A 21,898-nucleotide genomic window follows, 5' to 3' on the forward strand; every position below is an offset into this window, starting at 1 on the left:
CTTCGGATATGTCAGTCGATACCCAGCTGCGACCAGAGTTCATCAACCCGCTGCTTCACCGCCGGGTCCTGAACGATGACCCGCCCCCATTCGCGGCTGGTCTCGCCCGGCCATTTGTGGGTGGCATCCAGGCCCATCTTCGAGCCCAGCCCGGAGATCGGCGAGGCGAAATCCAGGTAGTCGATCGGCGTGTTGTCGATCATCACCGTGTCGCGCTTGGGATCCATGCGTGTGGTGATGGCCCAGATCACATCGTTCCAGTCGCGGGCGTTGATGTCGTCGTCGGTGACGATGACAAACTTGGTGTACATGAACTGACGCAGGAAGCTCCACACGCCGAGCATGACCCGCTTGGCGTGGCCGGGATACTGCTTCTTCATGGTCACCACCGCCATGCGATAGGAACAGCCTTCCGGCGGCAGGTAGAAATCGACGATTTCCGGGAACTGCTTCTGCAGGATCGGTACGAACACCTCGTTCAGCGCCACACCAAGAATCGCCGGCTCATCCGGCGGACGCCCGGTATAGGTGCTGTGATAGATCGGGTTTCGGCGTTGGGTAATGCGCTCAACGGTGAACACCGGGAAGCGGTCGACCTCGTTGTAGTAGCCGGTGTGGTCGCCGTACGGTCCTTCATCGGCCATCTCGCCCGGATGGATATGCCCTTCGAGGACGATCTCGGCGTACGCCGGCACCTGCAGATCGGAGCCGACCGCCTTGACCAGCTCGGTGCGCGAACCGCGCAACAGGCCGGCGAAGGCATATTCGGACAGCGTATCGGGCACGGGCGTCACTGCGCCAAGAATCGTCGCCGGGTCGGCACCCAGCGCCACCGCCACCGGATAGGGCCGATCCGGGTACTTATCGCACCATTCACGGAAATCCAAAGCCCCACCACGATGGCTGAGCCAGCGCATGATCACCTTGTTGCGACCGATTACCTGCTGGCGGTAGATGCCGAGGTTCTGCCGCTCCTTGTTCGGCCCCTTGGTGATGGTCAGCCCCCAGGTGATCAGCGGCGCGGCGTCGCCCGGCCAGCAGTGCTGTACGGGGATTGCCCCCAGGTCGACGTCATCACCTTCGATGATCACTTCCTGGCAGGGCGCGTCCTTGACCACCTTGGGCGCCATGCTGATGACCTTCTTGTAGATCGGCAGCTTGCTCCAGGCGTCCTTCAGCCCCTTCGGCGGCTCCGGCTCCTTGAGAAACGCCAGCAGCTTGCCGATCTCACGCAGTTCGGAGACATCCTCGGCGCCCATACCGAGGGCGACCCGCTGCGGCGTGCCGAACAGATTGCCGAGCACCGGCATGTCGAAACCCGTCGGGTTCTCGAAGAGCAGTGCCGGGCCCTGCTTGCGCAGGGTGCGGTCACAGATTTCGGTCATTTCCAGAACCGGGGAGACAGCAGCCGTGACGCGCTTGAGCTCACCGCGTTTTTCCAGGCCGCTGATAAAGTCGCGCAGATCGCGATACTGCATGCTTGAGCCTCGCATGGGCCGGCAGGGACAAGGCGCAAAGTTTAGCGCCCGCGTCGGGTTTTCCAAAACCTGCAGACAGACGAAGGCCGGGTTTCCCCGGCCTTGTTGGCAACGACGAGTCGCTTACTTGCGCTTCATGGACATGAAGAATTCGTCGTTGGTCTTGGTGTCCTTGAGCTTGTCGAGCAGGAACTCAATCGCAGCGCTTTCATCCATCGGATGCAGCAGCTTGCGCAGGATCCAGATGCGCTGCAGCTCTTCCTCGCTGGTCAGCAGCTCTTCGCGGCGAGTACCCGAACGGTTGATGTTGATGGCCGGGAAGACACGCTTCTCGGCAATGCGACGATCCAGTTGCAGCTCCAGGTTACCGGTGCCCTTGAATTCCTCGTAGATCACCTCGTCCATCTTCGAGCCGGTCTCCACCAGCGCGGTGGCGAGAATGGTCAGCGAACCGCCTTCCTCGATGTTGCGCGCGGCACCGAAGAAACGCTTGGGCTTCTCCAGCGCGTGGGCATCGACACCACCAGTGAGCACTTTGCCGGAGCTCGGGATCACGGTGTTGTAGGCACGCGCCAGACGGGTGATGGAGTCGAGCAGAATGACCACGTCCTTCTTGTGCTCGACCAGGCGCTTGGCCTTCTCGATGACCATTTCGGCAACCTGCACGTGACGGGTTGGCGGCTCGTCGAAGGTGGAAGCGACCACTTCGCCGCGCACGGTGCGCTGCATCTCGGTCACTTCTTCCGGGCGCTCGTCGATCAGCAGAACGATCAGGTGGCACTCGGGGTTGTTGCGGGTGATGTTGCTGGCGATGTTCTGCAGCATGATCGTCTTGCCCGCCTTTGGCGGAGCGACGATCAAGCCGCGCTGGCCCTTGCCGATCGGAGCACAGAGGTCGATTACGCGACCGGTGAGGTCTTCGGTGGAACCGTTGCCGGCTTCCATCTTCAGGCGCTCGTTGGCGAACAGCGGGGTCAGGTTCTCGAAGAGGATCTTGTTCTTCGCGTTCTCCGGCCGATCGTAGTTGATCGAGTCGACCTTGAGCAGGGCGAAGTAGCGCTCACCTTCCTTGGGAGGGCGGATCTTGCCGATGATGGTGTCACCGGTGCGCAGGTTGAAGCGGCGAATCTGGCTGGGCGAGACGTAGATATCGTCCGGGCCGGCCAGGTAGGAAGAATCCGCGGAGCGCAGGAAGCCGAAGCCGTCCTGGAGAATCTCCAGCACGCCATCACCGGAGATTTCCTCGCCGCTTTTAGCGTGCTTCTTGAGCAGGGAGAAAATCACGTCCTGCTTGCGCGAACGGGCCATGTTATCGATGCCCATCTGTTCGGCCATTTCCAGCAGTTCGGTGATGGGCTTTTGCTTGAGTTCAGTCAGATTCATAGAGAGAGTCAGGAAGGATGTAGAAAGCGATTAGCTTGAGAAGCCGCGCAGCAAGAGACGAACAGGTTCGTTGTGCTTTATGAGGCTGAAGTGCGTCGGCGACGGCGTGCAGAGGGCGACGGAAGAATGCGTCGCGAGGCCGAATTTAGCACCGTGCAGACGAAGCGTCCACCCTGCCGATAAAAAAAGCCCCCGCGACTGCGAGGGCTTTAGAGGGGAACTTCAGCGAAGTCAGATGTTGCTGTCGAGGAACGCCGCCAGCTGCGACTTGGACAGTGCACCGACCTTGGTCGCCTCGACATTGCCATTCTTGAATAGCATCAGCGTCGGGATGCCACGCACGCCGTACTTGGGCGGGGTTTCCTGGTTCTCGTCGATATTGAGCTTGCAAACCTTCAGACGGCCTTCGTAGTCCTTGGCGATCTCGTCGAGTACCGGCGCGATCATCTTGCACGGACCACACCACTCGGCCCAGTAGTCGACCAGTACGGGACCGTCGGCCTGGAGGACGTCCTGCTCGAAACTGCTGTCGCTGACATTGTTGATGTATTCGCTCATGGATTTTCTCCAGGGTCGGAACGGAAAGGTCGCCATCATAGCCCTACTGTGAGCGGATCGAAAGCTGCAGACCCTCGGGTCGGCGACGATCGCCCGCGAGCAGCGCCTTCGTGCGTCAACGACTGCGTTGGCGGATGGGGGCGATCATGTCAGGATGTCTGAGTTTTGCATCGAGACTGCCCAATGCGCCATAACACCGCTGAGACCTTTCCCATGATCGCCGCCCTGGATCTGGGCTCGAACAGCTTTCACATGGTGCTTGCGCGCACCAGCAATGGCGAAATGCGCATCCTCGAACGGCTCGGCGAGAAGGTTCAGCTGGCTGCCGGGATCGACGAAAACCGTCTACTCGACGAGGCCGCCATGCAGCGTGGGCTGGACTGCCTGCGTCGCTTCGCCCAGCTGGTCAATCATCTGCCGCAGGGCGCCGTACGCATCGTCGGCACCAACGCGCTGCGTGAAGCGCGCAATCGCGCCACCTTCATCCGCCGCGCCGAAGAGATCGTCAACCATCAGGTCGAGGTCATCTCCGGCCGCGAAGAAGCGCGCCTGATCTATCTCGGCGTGTCGCACACCATCCCGAGCAGTTCCGGCCGCCGCCTGGTGGCAGACATCGGCGGCGGCAGCACCGAGTTCATCATCGGCGAAGGGTTCGAATCGCAGCTGCGCGAAAGCCTGCAGATGGGCTGCGTGAGCTACACCCAACGCTTCTTCCGTGACGGCAAGATCACCCCGGCACGCTACGCCCAGGCCTACACCGCCGCGCGGGTAGAGCTGATGGGCATCGAGCATGGTCTGCGCCGGCTCGGCTGGCAGGAATCCATCGGCGCGTCCGGCACCATCCGAGCCGTCGGCCTGGCGATCAAGAGCGGCGGCTTCGGCAATGGCGAGGTCAACCTCGAAGGGCTGGGATGGCTCAAGCGCAAGCTGTTCAAGCTCGGCGACGTGGAGAAGATCGACATCGACGGCATCAAGCCGGACCGTCGCGGCGTGTTTCCTGCGGGCCTGGCGATTCTCGAGGCGATATTCGATGCGCTGGAGATCAGCAGCATGACCCACTCCGAAGGCGCCCTTCGCGAAGGGGTGCTCTACGACCTGCTAGGCCGTCACCATGACGAGGACATCCGCGACCGCTCGCTGAGCTTCCTGATGGAGCGCTACCACGTCGACATGGAACAGGCCGCGCGAGTCGAAGCCAAGGCGCTGGAGGCGTTCGACCAAGTGGCCGAGGCGTGGAGCCTGGATCAGGACTGGCACCGGGAGCTGCTCGCCTGGGCTGCACGGGTCCATGAAGTGGGGCTCGATATCGCGCACTACCACTACCACAAGCATGGCGCCTACCTGATCGAGCATTCCGACCTGCCCGGCTTCTCCCGTCAGGATCAGCTGATGCTGGCGCTGCTGGTGCGCGGCCACCGACGCAATATTCCTCAGGACAAGTTCGGCGAGACCGGGGTCGATGCCGATGCACTGGTGCGACTGTGCATCCTGCTGCGCTTCGCCATCCTGTTCCACCACATCCGCGGTGCCAACGCCGTCTCTGAGGTGCAGCTAAAGGCGACCGAACGGGGCCTGGAGCTGATCTTCCCGACCGGCTGGCTGGGCGCGAACCCGCTGACCAGGGCCGACTTCGAGGCCGAAGCCGCCTGGCTCGCGCGCGTGGGCTACGAACTGCGGATGAAATGAAACAAGGGCCCTAGGGGCCCTTGATGATACAGGTAACCAGTCTTCGCCTCCTCAGCCAGGCCGACGCGGCGCGCGCCAGCCACATGCCTGAAAACGCACCGCGGGAACACCTGACTCAGCGCACGCCGACCTGCGGCCCGGTGAGACGCTCCAGCAACGTACTCTGTATGTTGCGCGCATTCTGATTACCGGTGGGACTGTTGCGCAGGTAGCTGCCGTCAGGCTGCAGAATCCAGCTCTGGGTGTTGTCGCTGAGGAAGCCTTCCAGCTCCTTCTTAACCCGCATCACCAGTTTCTTGCCTTCCACTGGGAAACAGGTTTCCACCCGACGATCGAGGTTGCGCTCCATCCAGTCGGCACTGGACAGGTAGAGCTTCTCGTCACCGTCATTCTGGAAGTAGAACACCCGACTGTGCTCAAGGAACCGGCCGATGATCGAGCGCACATGGATGTTGTGCGAGACACCGGCGATGCCCGGCCGCAGGCAGCACATGCCACGCACGATGAGATCGACGCGCACGCCGGTCTGGCTGGCCTTGTACAGCGCCTTGATCATCTTCGGATCGGTCAGCGCATTGATCTTCAGAATGATATGCGCGGGCCGCCCCTCGGCCGCGTGCTGGGTTTCCTGCGCGATCAGGTCGAGCAGCGTCTTCTTCAGGGTAAATGGCGCGTGCAGCAGCTTCTTCATGCGCATGGTCTTGCCCATGCCGATCAATTGACTGAACAGCTTGGAGACGTCCTCACACAGAGCGTCATCGGATGTCAGCAGACTGTAGTCGGTATACAGCCGGGCGTTGGCCGCGTGGTAGTTGCCGGTGCCCAGATGCGCGTAACGGCACAGCTCGCCATTTTCGCGACGCAGGATCAGCATCATCTTGGCGTGGGTCTTGTAGCCGACCACGCCATAGATCACCACCGCGCCGGCCTGCTGCAGGCGGCTGGCGAGCTGCAGGTTGGATTCCTCGTCGAAGCGGGCGCGCAGTTCGATCACCGCGGTAACTTCCTTGCCGCTGCGCGCCGCATCGACCAGCGCATCGACGATCTCCGAATTGGCACCCGAGCGATACAGCGTCTGCTTGATCGCCAGCACGCACGGGTCCTTCGCCGCTTCACGCAGCAGATCGACCACCGGCGTGAAGGACTCGAACGGGTGCAGCAGCAGGATGTCCTGCTTGTTGATCACACTGAATATCTTGTCGCTGTTCTGCAGCAACTTCGGAATTGATGGTGTGAAGGGGCTGTATTGCAGCTCCGGGTGGCTGTCCAGCCCGGTGATGCTGAACAGGCGGGTCAGGTTGACGGGGCCGTTGACCCGGTACATTTCGCCCTCGCCCAGACTGAACTGCTTGAGCAGAAAATCGGCCAGGTGCTGCGGGCAGGTATCGGCCACTTCCAGGCGCACGGCATCGCCATAACGACGCGAGATCAGCTCGCCACGCAGCGCGCGTGCCAGGTCCTCGACGTCCTCGGTGTCAACCGAAAGGTCGGCGTTACGGGTGAGGCGGAACTGGTAGCAGCCCTTGACCCGCATGCCGTGGAACAGGTCGTCGGCATGGGCATGGATCATCGAGGAGAGGAAGACGAAGTTGTCGCCGGCGCCGCCGACCGACTCCGGCACGCGGATCACCCGCGGCAGCAGACGTGGCGCCGGAATGATCGCCAGACCGGAATCGCGGCCGAAGGCATCGACGCCTTCCAGCTCGACGATGAAGTTCAGGCTCTTGTTCACCAGCAACGGGAACGGATGGGTCGGATCGAGACCGATCGGCGTGACGATCGGCGCAATCTCGTCGCGGAAATAGCGGCGCACCCAGGTCTTGAGTTTGGCCGTCCAGTGCCTGCGGCGAATGAAGCGGATCTGATGCTCGGCCAGCGCCGGCAGAAGCACGTCGTTGAGGATCGTGTACTGGCGGTCGACCTGTTCGTGGACCAGCTCGGATATGCGCGCCAGCGCCTGATGCGGCTGCAGGCCGTCGGCGCCCGCCTGTTCGCGGGCGAAGGTGACGCGCTTTTTCAGTCCGGCGACGCGAATCTCGAAGAACTCATCGAGGTTGCTGGAGAAGATCAGCAGGAACTTCAGCCGCTCCAGCAGCGGATAGGACTCATCCAGCGCCTGCTCGAGCACGCGGACGTTGAACTGAAGCTGCGAAAGCTCGCGATGGATGTACAGCGCACTGTCGTCCAGATTGGTCACCAGCGCGACCGGCGTCTCCTCGACGACTTCCAGTGGCGCAGACACCACCTCGGGCAACGTCTGTTCCAGCACCTCGCCGACCACGGCGTCCTGCAGATCCTTTTCGCTGAGTCCCTGGTTGATCATCGCTTTGCCTCGAAAGGGCTCACTGGCCCCGTTTTAATTGTTGTGCCGCCTGTTTGGCGAAGTAAGTCAGGATGCCATCGGCCCCGGCACGCTTGAAGCCGACCAAAGACTCAAGGATGACGGCCTCGCTCAGCCAGCCATTCTGGATGGCAGCCATGTGCATGGCGTACTCGCCGCTGACCTGATAGACGAAGGTCGGCGCCTTGAAGGCATCTTTGACCCGCCAGACGATATCCAGGTAGGGCAGACCGGGCTTGACCATCACCATGTCTGCGCCTTCGGCCAAGTCGGCGCCCACTTCGTGCAGCGCCTCGTCACCGTTGGCCGGGTCCATCTGATAGGTATTCTTGTTGCTCTTGCCGAGGTTGGCGGCAGAGCCCACCGCATCTCGGAACGGGCCGTAGTAGGCGCTGGCGTATTTCGCCGAGTAGGCCATGATGCGCACATTGTGGTGTTCGGCCACTTCCAGCGCCTCGCGAATCGCCTGGATACGACCATCCATCATGTCCGACGGCGCGACCACCTGAGCGCCGGCTTCGGCGTGGGACAGCGCCTGGCGGACCAGCGCGTCGACAGTGACATCGTTCTGCACGTATCCGTTGTCGTCGAGAATGCCGTCCTGGCCGTGCGTGGTGAAAGGATCGAGAGCTACGTCGGTGATGATCCCCAGCTCAGGGAAACGCGCGCGCAAGGCGCGCGTGGCGCGCTGGGCGATGCCCTCCGGGTTCCAGGCTTCGGCCGCATCGAGGGACTTCTTCTCCAGCGGTGTCACCGGAAACAGCGCCAGCGCCGGAATGCCCAGCGCCACCAGCTCTTCGGCCTCCTCGAGCAGCAGGTCGATGGACAGGCGCTCCACTCCCGGCATCGACGGCACCGGCTCGCGGCGGTTCTCGCCGTCGAGCACGAACACCGGCAGGATCAGGTCATCGACGGTCAGCACATTTTCGCGCACCAGACGGCGGGAAAAATCGTCACGACGATTGCGACGCAGACGAGTAGCGGGGAACAGCCGGCTGGCAGGAACGAAACTCACGACGGACTCCTGGCCCGCAGAGCGGGCGAATATGACGTTTATAGGCCCGACACATGACGAAATGATGACAACGCCAGGCCGTCGAGCCTCCGAAACCGCGCCCATTGTCGCCAGCCATGCCGGCAACTGCCAGTGCTTTGATCAGGCGCAAACTTGCCGTGCCAGACCTGCGGCAATGAACACCGGCGCATCGCGCGAATCCAACGGAACGTGTGGGGCTTACCTGGAACCGTCCCAGGTATTAGCATCGAACGCATCCGCCGTGCCCGACACAGGGCCGCTGAACTTGACCAGGAGTACCACCATGAACAAGAAAGTCGCCGTGATCCTCTCCGGCTGTGGCGTCTACGACGGCTCGGAGATCTACGAAAGCGTCATCACCCTGCTGCGCCTGGACCAGCGTGGCGTCAAGGTGCAGTGCTTCGCACCGAACATCGCGCAGATGCATGTGATCAATCACCTGACCGGCGACGAGATGCCGGAGTCGCGCAACGTGCTGACCGAGTCCGCTCGCCTGGCCCGCGGCGAGATCAAGGATCTGCGCGAGGCGCGCGCCGAGGATTTCGACGCACTGATCATCCCTGGCGGTTTCGGCGCCGCGAAGAACCTCTCCAATTTCGCTACCGAAGGCGCCAGCAGCAAGGCACTGCCGGATGTGGTGGCGCTCGCGCAGGCCTTTGCCGAGGCACGCAAGCCGGTCGGGATGATGTGCATCGCGCCGACCATGGCCGCGCAGATCTTCGGCGCCGGCGTGGTCTGTACCCTTGGCAGTGACGAGGCCGATGCCGCCAAGGCGGTCGCGCAGATGGGCGCCGAGCATCAGGCGTGCGAAGTCAGCGACATCGTCGTGGACAAGCAGCATCGACTGGTCACCACACCGGCGTACATGCTGGCGCAATCCATCAGCGAAGCCGCTTCGGGCATCTACAAGCTGGTCGACCGGGTACTGGAAATGACCACCGAAGACTGATCCGAACGCCGCCGAATGATCCCGGGTCCACCCGGGATTTTTTTGCGCGAAAGCCGCCAAAGCCGCGGCTGCTCGTGCCGCCACTCTGTTCAGCGGGAACATCCTCGGGCAGCTTGATCGCTCATCCACAGGAACGCCGACCATGAACCACGACGACGCCCTGCTCGCCGAGCAGGCCCAGGCGGTACGCCAGATGTTCGAACGCATCCCCTTCAACCAGGCGCTGGGCATCGAACTGGACGAGATATCGACCTCCCAGGTCGTCATGCACCTGCCGATGAAGCCGGAGCTGGTCGGCAACTTCGTCCACGGCATCCTGCATGGCGGGGTCATCGCCTCGCTGCTGGACGTGGCCGGCGGGGCAATGGCAATGCTCGGCGCCTTCGACAAGCATCGCCATCTGACCACCCAGGAGCGCGCCGCACGGCTTTCCCGGCTGGGAACCATCGATCTGCGCATCGACTACCTTCGCCCAGGCCGAGGCACCCGCTTCAGTGCCAGCGCGATGCTGCTGCGCTCGGGCAACAAGGTCGCGGTGGTGCGTTCTGAGCTGCACAACGAACTGGGCACCCTGATCGCCGTGGGCACCGGCACTTATCTTTGCGGTTGATCAGCCGATAGGAGATTGGCGGCCAGGGTGACCTCTCGTACACTTTGCCGAAGATGGCAATGCGCCACTATTCTCACGAGGCAGGACGCCCGACTGTTCGAGTGCCGCCGCGTGTCCAGACTTCTGTTTTCCGACCTTCCCGCCGACCAGATTGCCCTGCTCGGCCACAGTCACGACCCTCTGTTGGTCGTTCTCTCCTACCTGGTCGCCAGCGCGGCGGCGTTCACCGCACTGGCGCTGGCCAAGCGGGTCAGCCGCAGCGGCAGCCCGCGCGGCCGCGACTTGTGGCGTTGGGTCGGCGCGTTCGCTCTGGGTGGCGGCATCTGGTCGATGCATTTCATCGGCATGCTGGCCTTCAGCGCGCCACTGGACATCAGCTACGACCATCGCATCACCCTGCTTTCGCTGCTGATCGCCATGGCCGTATCTTATGTGGTGATGCGTCTGCTCGGCCGCGATCGCCTCAGCGTGCCGCAGTACGCGCTGGCAGGCACCGCCGCCGGCATCGGCATCGCCGCCATGCACTACACCGGGATGGCGGCGATACGCTCGCTGGCCACGCTCTACTACGCACCGCTGGCCTTCGCTGCCTCTGTTCTGATCGCCATCGGCGCCTCGATCGCCGCGCTGGTGCTGGGATATCACTTCCGCGCCAGCCAGAGCCGGCACCAGCACTGGCAGCGCCTGCTCTGCAGCCTGTTGATGGGCGCGGCTATCGTTTCGATGCACTACACTGGCATGCATGCGCTGACCCTGGCAGTCCCCGCCCACATGCTGGAGCACACCGCCCCGTTCGGCAGTCATGGCGGCCAGCATGTCGTCCTCGCCTCGGCAATCGGTCTGGTCGCGCTGCTGGTGATCGTCACCGGCATCGCCGCCAGCTGGGCCGAGCAGCGCTTCAGCGAGCAACGCCAGGCACTCGACCAGGCCGAGCACCAGCTAAACGCGATGACCCATTACGACCCGCTGACCAACCTGTTCAACGGTCGCGCCTTCACCGAGATGGTCACCCAGGTCCTGGCCGCGCGCGAGGAACGTCAGGCGCTGGCCGTGCTGGTGGTGGATCTGGACAACTTCAAGCGCATCAACGACAGCCTCGGCCACCGCAGCGGCGACCTGGCATTGCAACAGGCGGCGCATCGAATCCGCGCGGTACTCGGTCAGCACGACATGCTGGCGCGCTTCTCCGGCGACGAGTTCTGCGTCTTGACCCTCGGCCAGTGGGAGCAGGCCCAGGCGCTGGCCAACCACATCCTCGAACAGCTGCGCCCGCCCTTCACCCTCGGCGACACCCAGCTGCGCCTGACCGCCAGCATCGGCATCAGCCAGTACCCCGAAGACGGCCTGAACTTCGATGCGCTGTTCCGCCACGCAGGCCTCGCGGTCGGCCAGTGCAAGGCCAGCGGCCGCAACCGCAGCCTGCGCTTCAACCCCGCGCTGGAACTGCGCGCCCAGGAGGATCTGTCGCTGGAACAGGACCTGCGCCGGGCACTGAACGAAAACCTCCTCAGCGTGAACTATCAGCCCATCGTCGATGGCCGCAGCGGCGAGCCGGTGAGCCTCGAGGCGCTGGTGCGCTGGCAGCATCCGCAGCAGGGTTTCATCAGCCCCGAGCGCTTCGTCGGACTGGCCGAGCAACACGGTTTCGTCGCCGAGCTGGACGCCTGGGTCGCGCGCCGCGCCTGTGCCGACCTGGTCGCCTTGCTCGATGAGGGCTACGACCTGCGGGTAGCGGTCAATTGCTCCGCGCTCAACCTGTCCAATCTGCAGATGCCGGAGGTCGTCGCGCGCATTCTCGAACGTACCGGTCTCGACCCGGCGCGGCTGACCGTGGAAGTCACCGAGAATGCGCTGATGAACAGCCTTGGCGCGGCGGTGCGCACCCTCGATGCCGTCCGTGAGCTCGGGGTGAAGGTGTCCATCGATGATTTCGGCAGCGGCTATTCCTCGCTGGCCTACCTGCGCAAGCTGCCGGTGGACACCCTCAAGGTCGACCGCGCCTTCGTTCAGGAAATCGCCGAGCAGGCCAATGACCGTGCCATCACCGCGGCGATCATCGCTATGGCGCATAAACTCGGTCTCAAGGTGGTCGCCGAAGGCGTCGAAGAGGAGGTACAGCTGGCCTACCTGCGCGAAAACGGCTGCGATTACATCCAGGGCTACTACTACAGCCGCCCGCTGCCATTGTCGGCACTGCGCGACTGGCTGGCCGCGCGGCGGCCGCTTACTGCGGGCGCGACAATCGCGTGAGCAGGCGATCCAGGGAATTGGCGAAGGCCTGGCGGTCGCGCTCGCTGTAGGCCCCCTGACCGCCGCCCATCTGGCCCTGATCGCGTAGATCGGTGAACAGGTTGCGCACCGCCAGCCGCTCGCCCATGTTGCGCTCGTCGAACTCGCGACCGCGAGGGTCGAGCGCCGCGACGCCCTTCTTCACCAGTCGATCTGCCAGCGGAACGTCGCTGCAGATCACCAGGTCACCCGGGGCGGCATGTTCGACCAGATAGTCATCGGCTGCATCCGGCCCGCTCGGCACCACGATCAGCCGCACGCAGGCGAACGCCGGCTTGACCTGGCTCTGGCCGGCAACCAGCAGCACATCGAACCGCCGTTTGAGGGCGAACTTGATCACCTGGTCCTTGGCTGCGCGCGGGCAGGCATCGGCATCGATCCACACGCGCATGGCGGTTGCCTCGTTCATGCCGCCGCGCGCCTTACCGTCGCCAGCAGCGCCGCCGCGCCGGCGAACATTGCGGCGAAACTGCGGTTGACCAGGCGCTGCTGACGCGGCGTGCGCAACAGCCGCAGCACTTTCGCCGCCAGCCCGGTGTAGCCGGCCATGACGATCAGGTCGACCACCACCATGGTCGCGGCCATCTCGCTGTATTGCAGCAGCAACGGCCGCTGCGGGTCGAGAAACTGCGGCAGTACGGCGAGGATGAAAACGATTGCCTTGGGGTTGCTGGCGTTGACCACAAACCCGCGCAGCATCAGGCTCAGCGGCCTGCCGATGGGTCGCGGGGCGGCGGAATCATCCAGCGCCTCGGGCTGCGCCTGCCACTGCTTCCAGGCCAGCCAGAGCAGATAGCCGACGCCGAACCACTTGATCAGGCTGAATGCCAGTTCCGACGTGGCCAGCACCGCACCGACGCCCGCCGCGACCACGGCGATCTGCAGCACCAACGCCAGCTGCAGGCCGATGGCATTCCAGTAGCCGCGCCAGAAGCCGTACTGCAGCCCGCAGGACATCGAGGCGATAGCGCCGGCACCCGGCGACAGGCTGATCACCCAACAGGCAACGAAGAACGCGAGCCAGGATTCCAGGGACATGCTGATTACCTCCATTCAACGAGCGCCGGCCGCCCGGCCGGCGCTTCGGTTCAGTCCGGCGAGCCCTTGCCCAGCTTTACCGGTTCCTTGAGCTTGCGCTTCATCGCCTTGCGCATGCGAATGTTCAGTGCCTCGACGCCCAGCGAGAAAGCCATGGCGAAGTAGACGTAGCCCTTCGGTACATGCACATCGAAGGCTTCAGCGATGAGCAGCGTGCCGACGACGATGAGGAACGACAGCGCCAGAATCTTCAGCGTCGGATGCTTGTCGATGAACTCGCTGATGGTGCCGGCAGCCAGCATCATCACCAGCACCGCGATGACGATCGCCCCCACCATCACCGGGACGTTTTGCACCAGACCGACCGCCGTGATCACCGAGTCCAGCGAGAAAATGATGTCGATCACCGCGATCTGCAGGATGATCCCGATAAACCCGGCCTTTACCACGGCGCCGCCCGCAGCCTGCTCCTCTTCCTCGCCTTCGACGCTGTGCCAGATCTCCATGGTGCTCTTGAACAGGAGGAACAGGCCTCCGAAGAACAGGATCAGGTCGCGCCCGGAAACGCCCTCGCCCAGCACCGTGAACAAGTCATTGGTCAGGCGCATCACCCAGGCGATGGATAGCAGCAGCAGGATCCGCGTGCCCATGGCCAGCGCCAGGCCGAAGAAGCGCGCCTTCGGCTGCTGTTCCTTGGGCAGGCGGCTGACCAGAATCGAAATGAAGATGATATTGTCGATGCCGAGGACGATTTCCAAGGCGGTCAGGGTCAGAAAGGCGACCCATATCTCAGGGTTGCTGAGCCATTCCATGAGGGTTCTTACTCGTTGGGGTTACGGTTATAGAGTTGCACTTCGCTGCCACGCCAACGGCGTACGGCCTTCTGGAAGAACAGGCTGTTGGGCACCTGCACGATGGCGCCGGTGCCGGCTTCGGCCACCTCTTCCAGGGTGGTGTAGACAAGATTGATGTCGATGACCCGCCCCTTGACGATCGGCTTGTCGAAAGCCTCGACAATTTCCACCACATCGCCCAGCCGGAACGGGCCGACCGTGAGGATCAGCACCGCACAGAGCAGGTTGGACAACACGCTCCAGATCGCGAAGAACGCGATGGCCGCCACCGCGACGAACCCGGAGATGGCTGTCCACAGCACGGTGGCAGAGACGCCGAAGCGCTCCAGTACCATGATCAGCGCGCCGCCGATGATGAACCAGCGGATGCCGCCGCGCACCGGGATCAGCAGTTCCGGCGGCAACGGGTAGCGCGACGACAGCCGAGTCAATCCACGGGCGACCACCCTTTGCAGCACATAGGCGACCAGCAGAATCAACAGCACCTGCAAACCCAGCATCCACTGCAAGCGCCACTCTTCGACCAACGTCAGCCAGGGTTCGCTCATGCACTGGCCTCCAGTTGCGCCTGCAGGCTCTCGAGTATTTCCAGCGCCTCCAGCCAGGCTTCCTCCAGCTCGCCTTCGCGAACCTTCAGCTCGGCCTGTTTGGCCAGCAGCTGGCGCAGCTCGTCCTTGCGTGCCACTTCGTAAAGCGCGCTGTCACCCAGGTTCGTTTCCAGCTCGGCCAATTTTTCGTGCACCGTCGCCAGGTCCTTCTCCAGCTTGTCCGCCTGACGCTTGTGCGGCGCCAACTGCTGGCGCAAAGCGGCCGCGGCCTGACGCTGGGCGCGCTTGTCGGTCTTGTCCGCCGCCGGCTCGCCGCTGGCCACGGGTTGTTGGCGCGCACGGTAATCCACCAGCCAGCGTGCATAGTCTTCGAGATCGCCGTCAAAGCTCTGCACCTGGCCGTCGGCGACCAACAGGAACTCGTCGGTGGTGCTCTTGAGCAGATGACGGTCGTGGGATACGACCAGCACCGCACCTTCGAAATCCTGCAGGGCCAGGGTCAGCGCCAGGCGCATTTCCAGGTCGAGGTGGTTGGTCGGTTCGTCGAGCAGCAACAGGTTGGGCTTGCCCCAGGCGATCAGCGCTAGCGCCAGGCGCGCTTTCTCGCCGCCGGAAAAATTCAGCACCGGCTCGTCGCAGCGCGCTCCGCGGAAATCGAAGCCGCCGAGAAAATCACGCAGCGTCTGCTCGCGCTCGGCCGGAGCGATGCGCTGCAGGTGCAGCAAGGGGCTGGCCTTGGGATCGAGCGAATCCAGCTGATGCTGGGCGAAATAGCCGACCGCCAGGTTCTCGCCGCGCTGCAGACGGCCGGACAGCGGGGCCAGTTCTGCGGAGAGTGTCTTCATCAGCGTTGACTTGCCGGCACCATTCGGCCCCAGCAAACCAATACGCGCGCCGGGCACCAGCTGCAGCTTGACCTTGTCCAGCACCACCTTTTCGCCGTAGCCGAGGCGCCCTTCGGCGAGGTCCAGCAAGGGGCTGGACACCTTGTCCGCCTCGCGGAAGCGGAAGTCGAACGGCGAATCCACGTGCGCCGGCGCCAGTTCTTCGAGGCGCTCCAGCGCCTTGATCCGGCTCTGGGCCTGGCGTGCCTTGGTCGCCTGGGCCTTGAAGCGGCGGATATAGCTTTCCATGTGGGCGCGCTGCGCCTGCTGCTTCTCGAAGGCTTGCTGCTGCTGCGCCAGACGCTCGGCGCGAGTTCTTTCGAAGGCCGAGTAGCCGCCGCGATAGAGCGTCAGTTTGCGCTGTTCCAGATGGATGACGTGATCGACCACCGAGTCGAGGAAATCGCGGTCGTGGGAAATCAGCAGCAAGGTGCCGGGGTAGCCCTTGAGCCAGTCCTCGAGCCAGAGGATCGCATCGAGATCGAGGTGGTTGGTCGGTTCGTCCAGCAGCAGCAGGTCGGACGGGCACATCAGTGCCTGGGCGAGGTTGAGACGCATGCGCCAGCCACCGGAAAAGCTGCTGACCGGCAGCGTCATCTGCTCGTTGGCAAAGCCCAGCCCGGCGAGCAGCTTGCGCGCGCGGGCGTCGGCGCTGTAGCCGTCGACGTTGTCCAGCTCGGTGTGCAGACGCGCCAGCGCGTTGCCATCGTGCGCCTGCTCGGCGGCGGCAAGTTCGCGCTGAATGCGCCTTAGCTCGACGTCGCCATCGAGCACATAGTCCACGGCCAGGCGATCGAGGGTATCGATCTCCTGGCGCATGTGCGCGATGCGCCAGTCCGGCGGCAACTGGCAATCGCCGCCGTCGGGCACCAGCTCGCCACGCAGCAGCGCGAAGAGGGTGGATTTGCCAGCGCCATTGGCGCCGATCAGGCCGGCCTTCTGGCCGGGGTGCAGGGTCAGCTCGGCGCCTTCCAGCAAACGCTGAGGGCCACGCTGTAGAGTGAGGTTCTGGAGTCGGATCATAATGCCGGCGAGTTTATCAGTTCGCCTGGAAAGCCAGCCGGGCCACCCGCAAAAAAAGGCGTACCACTTATGCCCAACCTGGATCTCTGGACGTTTGCCCTCAACTGCTACGCACGAGAGGGGGTCGAGACTGCCTGCCTGGAACTGCAAAGTCAGGGGGCGGACGTCTGTGTGCTGATCTGCGCGGCCTGGCTGGAAGCACGCGGGGTGGCCTGCAATCAGGAGCGGATGTGTGTGCTGGAAGAAGTCGCCGCACCCTGGCGACGCATAGTGGTGGAGCCGCTGCGCGAACTGCGTCAGGCATGGCGCTCGCCGGCTGAACAGGACGAAGCGCTGCGAGAACTGCGCAAAACACTCAAGACACTGGAACTGCAAGCCGAGCGCAGCCTGCTGGAACGGCTACAGACGGCAAGCCGCGAATGGGACGAAAGCGCTGACGCCAACCAGTGGTTGAGCGCTCTTGCGCCGAAAGGTAGTTGCCGCGTTGCGCTGGAAACCCTGCGCAACGCGGCCTATCAGACTCAGCTGGAGCTGGCCGGTGTCTGAGTCGCGGTGCGCTTGGCTGCAGGTTTGCGAGTGGCAGGCTTTTTCGCCACGGCCTTGGCGGCGGGCTGCGCAGTCGCAGGCTTGGCCGCTGAGTCAGCCGCGGCGGGCGCTGCACTGTCAGCTGATTGCGCGGCCGCAGCGGGTTTGGACACAGTAGCCGAGCGGGCGCGAGTCGGTGCCTTGGCCGTTGCAGGACGTGAGGCTGCAGGCTTGGCCGCGGCACCGCCAGCTGATGTCTTCGCTGCTGTCTTGGTCGGTGCTTTCGTTGGAGCCTTGGCTGGCGTTTTAGCCGCCGGCGCTGTCGCTGCCTTGGTGGTCGGAGCCTTGGCGGATGCTGCTGGCGATTTGGCTGCAGTCGGGGCGGCCTTGCTGGCCGGCTTGCGCGCTGCCGGACGGGAGGTTGCGGCGGGCTTGACGGCCGTCGCCTGCTGCTGGGCGCGCAAGGCCTTGTCAGCGTCATCTGCGACCTTGCGGATGCCCTGAGCCAGCTTCAGGCTCTGCTCGGCATCGCGCTTGAGGTCGGCCAGGTAGGTCAGGGTTTCGCTCTGCCGGCTCTGCAGCAATGCAAGGGATTCTTCCAGCTCGCCGAGCCGGGAGCGCGCTTTGGTCTGCGCCTTGGTCTTGCCCGTGCTGCCGGCCTCGTCGAGCTTGGCGCGCGCCTTGGTCAATTTGTCTTGTGCCTTGCCACGCTGCTTTTGCAGCTTGGCGAGCGCACTTTCGGCATCCTTGATCGCCTGGCTGCAGGCTTTGTCCAGATGCTCGATGAGACTGTGGGAAAGCTGCTGCAACAGATGCAGCGGAGTGGTGACCGACTTCTTCTTCGCGGGCATGAAAGTGCCTCCTGGCGGGAACGATGCCCCCATACTAGACGGCCCGCCAGGTGGCCGCCAGGGGACGCGAAGCGCCACACCCGCCGAAGCGGATGGAAGATCTCAGGCCGGAGCAGCCGCCTGCTTGTGCGCGGTATGCAGCACCTCGATCAGGCAGTCTTCCAGCTCGAACCGCTCATGCAACAGCTGACCGAGTTTCTTGAGCTCATCGGCCAAGCCCGGGCTACCCAGGCAATCGCCCTTCTCGCAACGATCGTTGAAGCCCAGCGAGACCTGGGTGATGGTTTCGATACGCGGATAGATCTGCTTGGCCAGTTCGATGGCGCGAGCATCACCGAAGGCTTCGGCCTCGGCGAGCAGTTGTTCATAGATTTCGAAGTGGCCGGCAGAGACGTAGTCGACCAGATATTCGCAAAACCGCTGCAGGGCCTGGCGAGCGGCGGCATCGTCACGCTCGGTATGCAGCCCGTCGTACGCATTGATAAGCGCGTGGCGCTCGTTCAACCAACGGTCGATCAGCAGATGTACACCACCCCAGCGTTCTTGGGCATTCCGACAGCTCTCGAGCATGATGACCTCACTTCCCTAATCGATGTTGCTTTACGCCATTCCGAGACGTTTTTGTCTTTCGGTATCGGCCTTTGGGTGAGTGACGGTGACGAGTGGCAAGAATCCGTCACCGCACGAGCAGACTATGCCGCGCTGCTCGAAGCATCAAGCAAAATGCCGACGAATCTTGCGAGCGCAGCGGCACCGGGTGGATGCCGCACGTCGAGAAGAAGACCGCACAAGCGTGACGGGAGTTCGCCGGGGGAAGGTAAAGATCGGTTCAGTCGCGACGCAACAGTTGCCACGCACAGACGATGGCCATGCCGATGAAGCCCAGCAGGCTCCACTCGGGGATGCTCAGGCCGAGCATGGTCCAGCTCACCTCGGCGCACTCGGCGGTACCGTGCAGCACCAGCCGCGCGATCTCCTGAAACGGCAACGCCTCCATCATGTATTCCAGGCTCGGCAGGCAGCTCGGCAGCTGATCGGCAGGCACGCTCTGCAACCAGATCTGGCGAATCGCCGTGGCCGCGCCGGCAGCCACGAAGAGCAGGGCGAAACCGGAGTAGATACGCCGCCCCGTCTTCGCCGGCCCGTGAATCGCCGCCGCCAGGCAGATCAGGCCGAAACCGATGACGCAGATACGCTGAACTATGCACAGTGGACAAGGCGCAAGCCCCATCACGTGCTCCATGTAGAGCGCGATGGCAATCAACAAGGCGCTGCCCAGAGAGGCGACAGCGAACAGGGAACGGGGGCTGGCCAGGCGCATGATGGCTCCACTAGCTGGAAAAGTTCGCTACGGTAGTGGAAACGTCTATAGGCTTACAAGCCGCGCGGCAGCGTCAGGCCCGCCACATGGCGGACCTGACTAACCGATCACAAGGTGGCCGGGAGATTGCGATCAAGCAGAACCACGCCCTGCTGGAATAGCCGATTGCTGCTTTCGGTATCACCCAGCTGAGCCAGCAGCCGCGCCAGCTCGGCACAGGTTTCCGGACGATGATCGAAGCGCAGACTCGCTTCCAGGTAATCACGCGCCTTGCCCCACAGCTCGTTGCGCAGACTGATCCGCCCCAGCGCCAGCAGCAGCACCGGGTTCTGTGGATGACCCTTGAGCCAGCCTTCGGCGTGTGCGAGCTGGCGCGCCGGATCGCGGCCCTGCACCCTTCCATAGCGTTCGACCAGGCGATCATCGAACTGGCGTTTGATCGCCGTGTAGAGCACCTCTTCGGCCTTCACCTGGGCGCCGAGACGAGCGAGCCCGTCAGCATAGCCGCGCACCACCAATGGCTCGCCGCGCAGCGCGCTGGGCACAGTCTGCCAGCGCTGGTTCAGCGCTTCGAGGCTGGTCTCGGCAGGCAGTTCGGACGGCTGACCGGCCTGTTCCACCGCAGCAGTCCAGGCCAGCACTTCCAACTCGTTCAGGCGTGCCGGTGGCAGCACGCGGTGCTTGCGCAGCTCCGGCAGCAACCGGCACAGCGCCGACCAGTCCTCCAGCTGCACGTAGAGTTGCTGGAGCAAGGTAAGAACGTAAGGGTGACGCGGATGGTCGTTTTGCAGTTCACCAAGCGATGCGCGCGCCTCGACATACTGGCCGCGGGCGATCTGCAGCTGCGCCTGCGTCAGGCCGATCGCCAGCGCCGCCTCGGGCTCGCGCTCGCGCGCCTTCTGCAGCAGCTCGTCGCTCTGCGCATATTCACCCAGCTCATTGGCTGCGCGCGCAGCACCCAGGTAATGCACCAGCGGCTGCTGATCCTTTTCTGCCGCCAACTGCAGATGCCCCAGCGCCGGCGCCCACTGCCCCTCGGCAAGCTCGCGCAACCCGCGGCGAGAAGCCTTCTCCACCCGCCGGGCGCGGTGCCGGCGCGACCAGGGGTTGACCAGCGCCCCGGAGACCTGCAGCAGCCCGAGCAACCAGTGCACCACCATGGCCACCAGCCAGAGGCAGGCGACCAGTGCGAGGAATACCCAGAAGCTGGATTCGTAGCGGAACTGGTCGTAGGTGATCAGCACGTAGCCGGCACTCTGGCTGATTGCCCAGCCGAGAAAGCCCGCGATCGCCAGCAGAAGGATGAATACAAGAGCCAGACGTTTCATGTGCGCTGAGCCTCCTGCGCCTCATTCTCGACCTCGGGCTCAGCCGGCGAATCTGAGGATTCAGACGATTCCGGCGCTTGCGCCTCATCGCCGCGCTCACGCTTCTGCACGTAGCCCTGCAGCGCCTGCAATGCTGGCGCGAGATCAGGCAGGGTCACCTCCACCTCGCGCCGTGACAGCTCGTCGAGACGCTTGCGCAGGCCACTCGCCTGGCCATTGTCTTCGCTGAAGTGATCCTCTAGCACAGAGCTGGCCTGCTCCAGCGACTGCCGGTAGACCTCGGCATTGCCATTGAGCACCGCCCACTGGGCCTGCTCGATGGCCAGCGACAGGGCCAGTCGCACCTGTCCCAGGGTCTGTCCGGCGAGCAGCGGCTTGACGTCACCGCTGGCATCGAACTCCACACGCACATAGCGCGTCAGCTCGTTCAGCCAGCGCTGCCAGCGGCTGTCCTGCGCGCTTTCCGACTGCGCCTCGCCATTGACGAATTCCGGTGCCAGTGCGCTGAGCTGAGCGGTCTGCCCGCGCAAGGCGCCGAGCTGCAGAAACAGCCCGGTGCGATCGAGCTCCGGCAGGCTGCGCAGGGCCTCGAGCCCTTCCAGCAGTTTCTGCCGCGTGCTGTAGGCACCGGGATCGTCCTGTTTCTGCAGAATCAGGTCAGCTTCGTGCACCAGCATCTCGGCGCTGTTCACGTCCTGCATGGCCGAGAGCTGCAGCATTGCCATGCGCAGCAGGTGTTCGGCCTCGGCCAGGCGCCACTCTTCGCGACTGGCACCGAGCACCTGCTCGACACGCCCGGAAAGGCGCTGTTGATCGCTCTGCAATGCCGCCAGCAAGCGCCGCCGCTCCTCCAGCTCGCTAGCCGAAGGCAGCTGCTCCAGCCGGCCCAGACGTGCCGCCAGCTCACGCTCACGCTCGGCCAGCTGGCGAGTCTTCTCATCGGCACTCTGCAGGGCTTCGAGCTGACGATCCTCGTCGGCGCCAAGCTGCTGCAGCTGCCAGACGCCATAGCCGCCAAGCGCCACACCGCCCAGCCCGACCAGCAGCGCCAGAGCCGCAAGAGACTTCCCGCCACCGCTGGACGCCGGCCTGGATGGCACAGGCTTGGCGGGTTTGACCGGATCAACAGCGGGGGTCGGCTCACTGGCGGGGGGTTGCAGCGGTTCTTTCTTGGAATCTGCTTCGCTCACGTTTCC

The 21,898-nt window shown here is 63.8% G+C and carries 20 protein-coding genes; 5 read left to right on the forward strand and 15 right to left on the reverse strand.

The features are described from left to right. Positions 1-11 precede the first annotated feature (11 nt). The 3 genes from ubiD to trxA all read right to left on the reverse strand — a co-directional run bounded on the left by ubiD (position 12) and on the right by trxA (position 3,419). Positions 12-1,478 carry a 4-hydroxy-3-polyprenylbenzoate decarboxylase gene (gene ubiD / locus LO50_RS12235; protein WP_044315175.1) on the reverse strand — a complete coding sequence of 489 codons (1,467 nt, stop codon included), beginning with the start codon at positions 1,476-1,478 and terminating at the stop codon, positions 12-14. Between the two features lie 123 nt (positions 1,479-1,601). Then, positions 1,602-2,861: a transcription termination factor Rho gene (gene rho, locus LO50_RS12240; RefSeq protein ID WP_014821732.1), complete on the reverse strand. Its 1,260-nt coding sequence runs from the start codon at positions 2,859-2,861 to the stop codon at positions 1,602-1,604. Between the two features lie 231 nt (positions 2,862-3,092). Then, entirely contained in the window at positions 3,093-3,419 is a 327-nt protein-coding gene (trxA, locus tag LO50_RS12245) for a thioredoxin TrxA (RefSeq protein ID WP_003283463.1), read from the reverse strand. Between the two features lie 183 nt (positions 3,420-3,602). Here trxA and ppx point away from each other — a divergent pair, with 183 nt between their 5' ends. Then, on the forward strand, positions 3,603-5,105 hold the full coding sequence (ppx, locus tag LO50_RS12250; RefSeq protein ID WP_014821733.1) for an exopolyphosphatase: 1,503 nt from the start codon (positions 3,603-3,605) through the stop codon (positions 5,103-5,105). Positions 5,106-5,220: 115 nt separating this feature from the next. Here ppx and ppk1 read toward each other — a convergent pair whose 3' ends face one another. Continuing rightward, positions 5,221-7,428: a polyphosphate kinase 1 gene (gene ppk1, locus LO50_RS12255; protein ID WP_044315176.1), complete on the reverse strand. Its 2,208-nt coding sequence runs from the start codon at positions 7,426-7,428 to the stop codon at positions 5,221-5,223. A gap of 19 nt (positions 7,429-7,447) precedes the next feature. Continuing rightward, on the reverse strand, positions 7,448-8,461 hold the full coding sequence (gene hemB, locus LO50_RS12260; RefSeq protein WP_014821735.1) for a porphobilinogen synthase: 1,014 nt from the start codon (positions 8,459-8,461) through the stop codon (positions 7,448-7,450). Between the two features lie 304 nt (positions 8,462-8,765). Between hemB and elbB the strand changes: the two genes are divergently transcribed. From elbB to LO50_RS12275, 3 genes are all read left to right on the forward strand, one after another. Next, entirely contained in the window at positions 8,766-9,431 is a 666-nt protein-coding gene (elbB, locus tag LO50_RS12265; RefSeq protein ID WP_044315177.1) for an isoprenoid biosynthesis glyoxalase ElbB, read from the forward strand. 142 nt (positions 9,432-9,573) lie between these two features. Continuing rightward, positions 9,574-10,041: a thioesterase family protein gene (locus LO50_RS12270; protein WP_044315178.1), complete on the forward strand. Its 468-nt coding sequence runs from the start codon at positions 9,574-9,576 to the stop codon at positions 10,039-10,041. Between the two features lie 111 nt (positions 10,042-10,152). After that, positions 10,153-12,291 (forward strand): putative bifunctional diguanylate cyclase/phosphodiesterase, encoded by a 2,139-nt coding sequence (locus LO50_RS12275; protein WP_044315179.1) that lies wholly within the window; start codon positions 10,153-10,155, stop codon positions 12,289-12,291. Here LO50_RS12275 and LO50_RS12280 read toward each other — a convergent pair. Genes LO50_RS12280 through LO50_RS12300 form a run of 5 tightly spaced genes read right to left on the reverse strand, consistent with a single transcriptional unit; the run spans position 12,266 to position 16,677 of the window. Continuing rightward, positions 12,266-12,721, reverse strand: coding sequence for a YaiI/YqxD family protein (locus LO50_RS12280; protein WP_044315199.1), 456 nt, complete (start codon positions 12,719-12,721; stop codon positions 12,266-12,268). The two genes, LO50_RS12275 and LO50_RS12280, sit on opposite strands and share 26 nt — an antisense overlap. A gap of 14 nt (positions 12,722-12,735) precedes the next feature. Continuing rightward, positions 12,736-13,368 carry a LysE family transporter gene (locus LO50_RS12285; RefSeq protein ID WP_044315180.1) on the reverse strand — a complete coding sequence of 211 codons (633 nt, stop codon included), beginning with the start codon at positions 13,366-13,368 and terminating at the stop codon, positions 12,736-12,738. Positions 13,369-13,418: 50 nt separating this feature from the next. Further along, complete coding sequence (locus tag LO50_RS12290) at positions 13,419-14,180, reverse strand: TerC family protein (protein ID WP_044315181.1); 762 nt, start codon at positions 14,178-14,180, stop codon at positions 13,419-13,421. Positions 14,181-14,188: 8 nt separating this feature from the next. Further along, a complete protein-coding gene (locus tag LO50_RS12295) occupies positions 14,189-14,770 on the reverse strand; it encodes a mechanosensitive ion channel domain-containing protein (RefSeq protein WP_044315182.1) in 582 nt (193 codons plus the stop codon). Next, positions 14,767-16,677 (reverse strand): ATP-binding cassette domain-containing protein, encoded by a 1,911-nt coding sequence (locus LO50_RS12300; RefSeq protein ID WP_044315183.1) that lies wholly within the window; start codon positions 16,675-16,677, stop codon positions 14,767-14,769. The genes LO50_RS12295 and LO50_RS12300 overlap by 4 nt, the downstream gene beginning before the upstream one ends. A 69-nt stretch (positions 16,678-16,746) precedes the next feature. Between LO50_RS12300 and LO50_RS12305 the strand changes: the two genes are divergently transcribed. Continuing rightward, complete coding sequence (locus LO50_RS12305; RefSeq protein WP_044315184.1) at positions 16,747-17,223, forward strand: TIGR02444 family protein; 477 nt, start codon at positions 16,747-16,749, stop codon at positions 17,221-17,223. Here the strand turns inward: LO50_RS12305 and LO50_RS12310 are convergent. The 5 genes from LO50_RS12310 to LO50_RS12330 form a co-directional block, all read right to left on the reverse strand. Beyond that, positions 17,199-18,053 carry an AlgP family protein gene (locus tag LO50_RS12310; RefSeq protein WP_044315185.1) on the reverse strand — a complete coding sequence of 285 codons (855 nt, stop codon included), beginning with the start codon at positions 18,051-18,053 and terminating at the stop codon, positions 17,199-17,201. The genes LO50_RS12305 and LO50_RS12310 overlap by 25 nt on opposite strands. A gap of 102 nt (positions 18,054-18,155) precedes the next feature. Next, a complete protein-coding gene (locus LO50_RS12315; RefSeq protein ID WP_014821744.1) occupies positions 18,156-18,623 on the reverse strand; it encodes an Rsd/AlgQ family anti-sigma factor in 468 nt (155 codons plus the stop codon). A 259-nt stretch (positions 18,624-18,882) separates the two neighbouring features. Further along, a complete protein-coding gene (locus tag LO50_RS12320; protein ID WP_044315186.1) occupies positions 18,883-19,374 on the reverse strand; it encodes a disulfide bond formation protein B in 492 nt (163 codons plus the stop codon). A 107-nt stretch (positions 19,375-19,481) separates the two neighbouring features. Next, on the reverse strand, positions 19,482-20,702 hold the full coding sequence (locus LO50_RS12325) for a heme biosynthesis HemY N-terminal domain-containing protein (RefSeq protein ID WP_044315187.1): 1,221 nt from the start codon (positions 20,700-20,702) through the stop codon (positions 19,482-19,484). Continuing rightward, positions 20,699-21,892 (reverse strand): uroporphyrinogen-III C-methyltransferase, encoded by a 1,194-nt coding sequence (locus tag LO50_RS12330; RefSeq protein WP_044315188.1) that lies wholly within the window; start codon positions 21,890-21,892, stop codon positions 20,699-20,701. The genes LO50_RS12325 and LO50_RS12330 overlap by 4 nt, the downstream gene beginning before the upstream one ends. Between the last annotated feature and the right edge of the window lie 6 nt (positions 21,893-21,898).

Origin of the sequence: Stutzerimonas stutzeri (assembly GCF_000935215.1) — a bacterium.
Classification (GTDB): domain Bacteria; phylum Pseudomonadota; class Gammaproteobacteria; order Pseudomonadales; family Pseudomonadaceae; genus Stutzerimonas.

What these genes read in the sequence shown, in the direction of transcription:
- ubiD (WP_044315175.1), bottom strand. Translation starts at nt 1,478, where the DNA reads ATGCAGTATCGCGATCTGCGCGACTTTATCAGCGGCCTGGAAAAACGC.
- LO50_RS12290 (WP_044315181.1), bottom strand. Translation starts at nt 14,180, where the DNA reads ATGGAATGGCTCAGCAACCCTGAGATATGGGTCGCCTTTCTGACCCTG.
- LO50_RS12310 (WP_044315185.1), bottom strand. Translation starts at nt 18,053, where the DNA reads ATGCCCGCGAAGAAGAAGTCGGTCACCACTCCGCTGCATCTGTTGCAG.
- LO50_RS12300 (WP_044315183.1), bottom strand. Translation starts at nt 16,677, where the DNA reads ATGATCCGACTCCAGAACCTCACTCTACAGCGTGGCCCTCAGCGTTTG.
- LO50_RS12280 (WP_044315199.1), bottom strand. Translation starts at nt 12,721, where the DNA reads ATGCGCGTGTGGATCGATGCCGATGCCTGCCCGCGCGCAGCCAAGGAC.
- ppk1 (WP_044315176.1), bottom strand. Translation starts at nt 7,428, where the DNA reads ATGATCAACCAGGGACTCAGCGAAAAGGATCTGCAGGACGCCGTGGTC.
- LO50_RS12270 (WP_044315178.1), top strand. Translation starts at nt 9,574, where the DNA reads ATGAACCACGACGACGCCCTGCTCGCCGAGCAGGCCCAGGCGGTACGC.
- LO50_RS12295 (WP_044315182.1), bottom strand. Translation starts at nt 14,770, where the DNA reads ATGAGCGAACCCTGGCTGACGTTGGTCGAAGAGTGGCGCTTGCAGTGG.
- LO50_RS12325 (WP_044315187.1), bottom strand. Translation starts at nt 20,702, where the DNA reads ATGAAACGTCTGGCTCTTGTATTCATCCTTCTGCTGGCGATCGCGGGC.
- LO50_RS12315 (WP_014821744.1), bottom strand. Translation starts at nt 18,623, where the DNA reads ATGCTCGAGAGCTGTCGGAATGCCCAAGAACGCTGGGGTGGTGTACAT.
- trxA (WP_003283463.1), bottom strand. Translation starts at nt 3,419, where the DNA reads ATGAGCGAATACATCAACAATGTCAGCGACAGCAGTTTCGAGCAGGAC.
- ppx (WP_014821733.1), top strand. Translation starts at nt 3,603, where the DNA reads ATGCGCCATAACACCGCTGAGACCTTTCCCATGATCGCCGCCCTGGAT.
- rho (WP_014821732.1), bottom strand. Translation starts at nt 2,861, where the DNA reads ATGAATCTGACTGAACTCAAGCAAAAGCCCATCACCGAACTGCTGGAA.
- LO50_RS12285 (WP_044315180.1), bottom strand. Translation starts at nt 13,368, where the DNA reads ATGTCCCTGGAATCCTGGCTCGCGTTCTTCGTTGCCTGTTGGGTGATC.
- LO50_RS12320 (WP_044315186.1), bottom strand. Translation starts at nt 19,374, where the DNA reads ATGCGCCTGGCCAGCCCCCGTTCCCTGTTCGCTGTCGCCTCTCTGGGC.
- elbB (WP_044315177.1), top strand. Translation starts at nt 8,766, where the DNA reads ATGAACAAGAAAGTCGCCGTGATCCTCTCCGGCTGTGGCGTCTACGAC.
- LO50_RS12305 (WP_044315184.1), top strand. Translation starts at nt 16,747, where the DNA reads ATGCCCAACCTGGATCTCTGGACGTTTGCCCTCAACTGCTACGCACGA.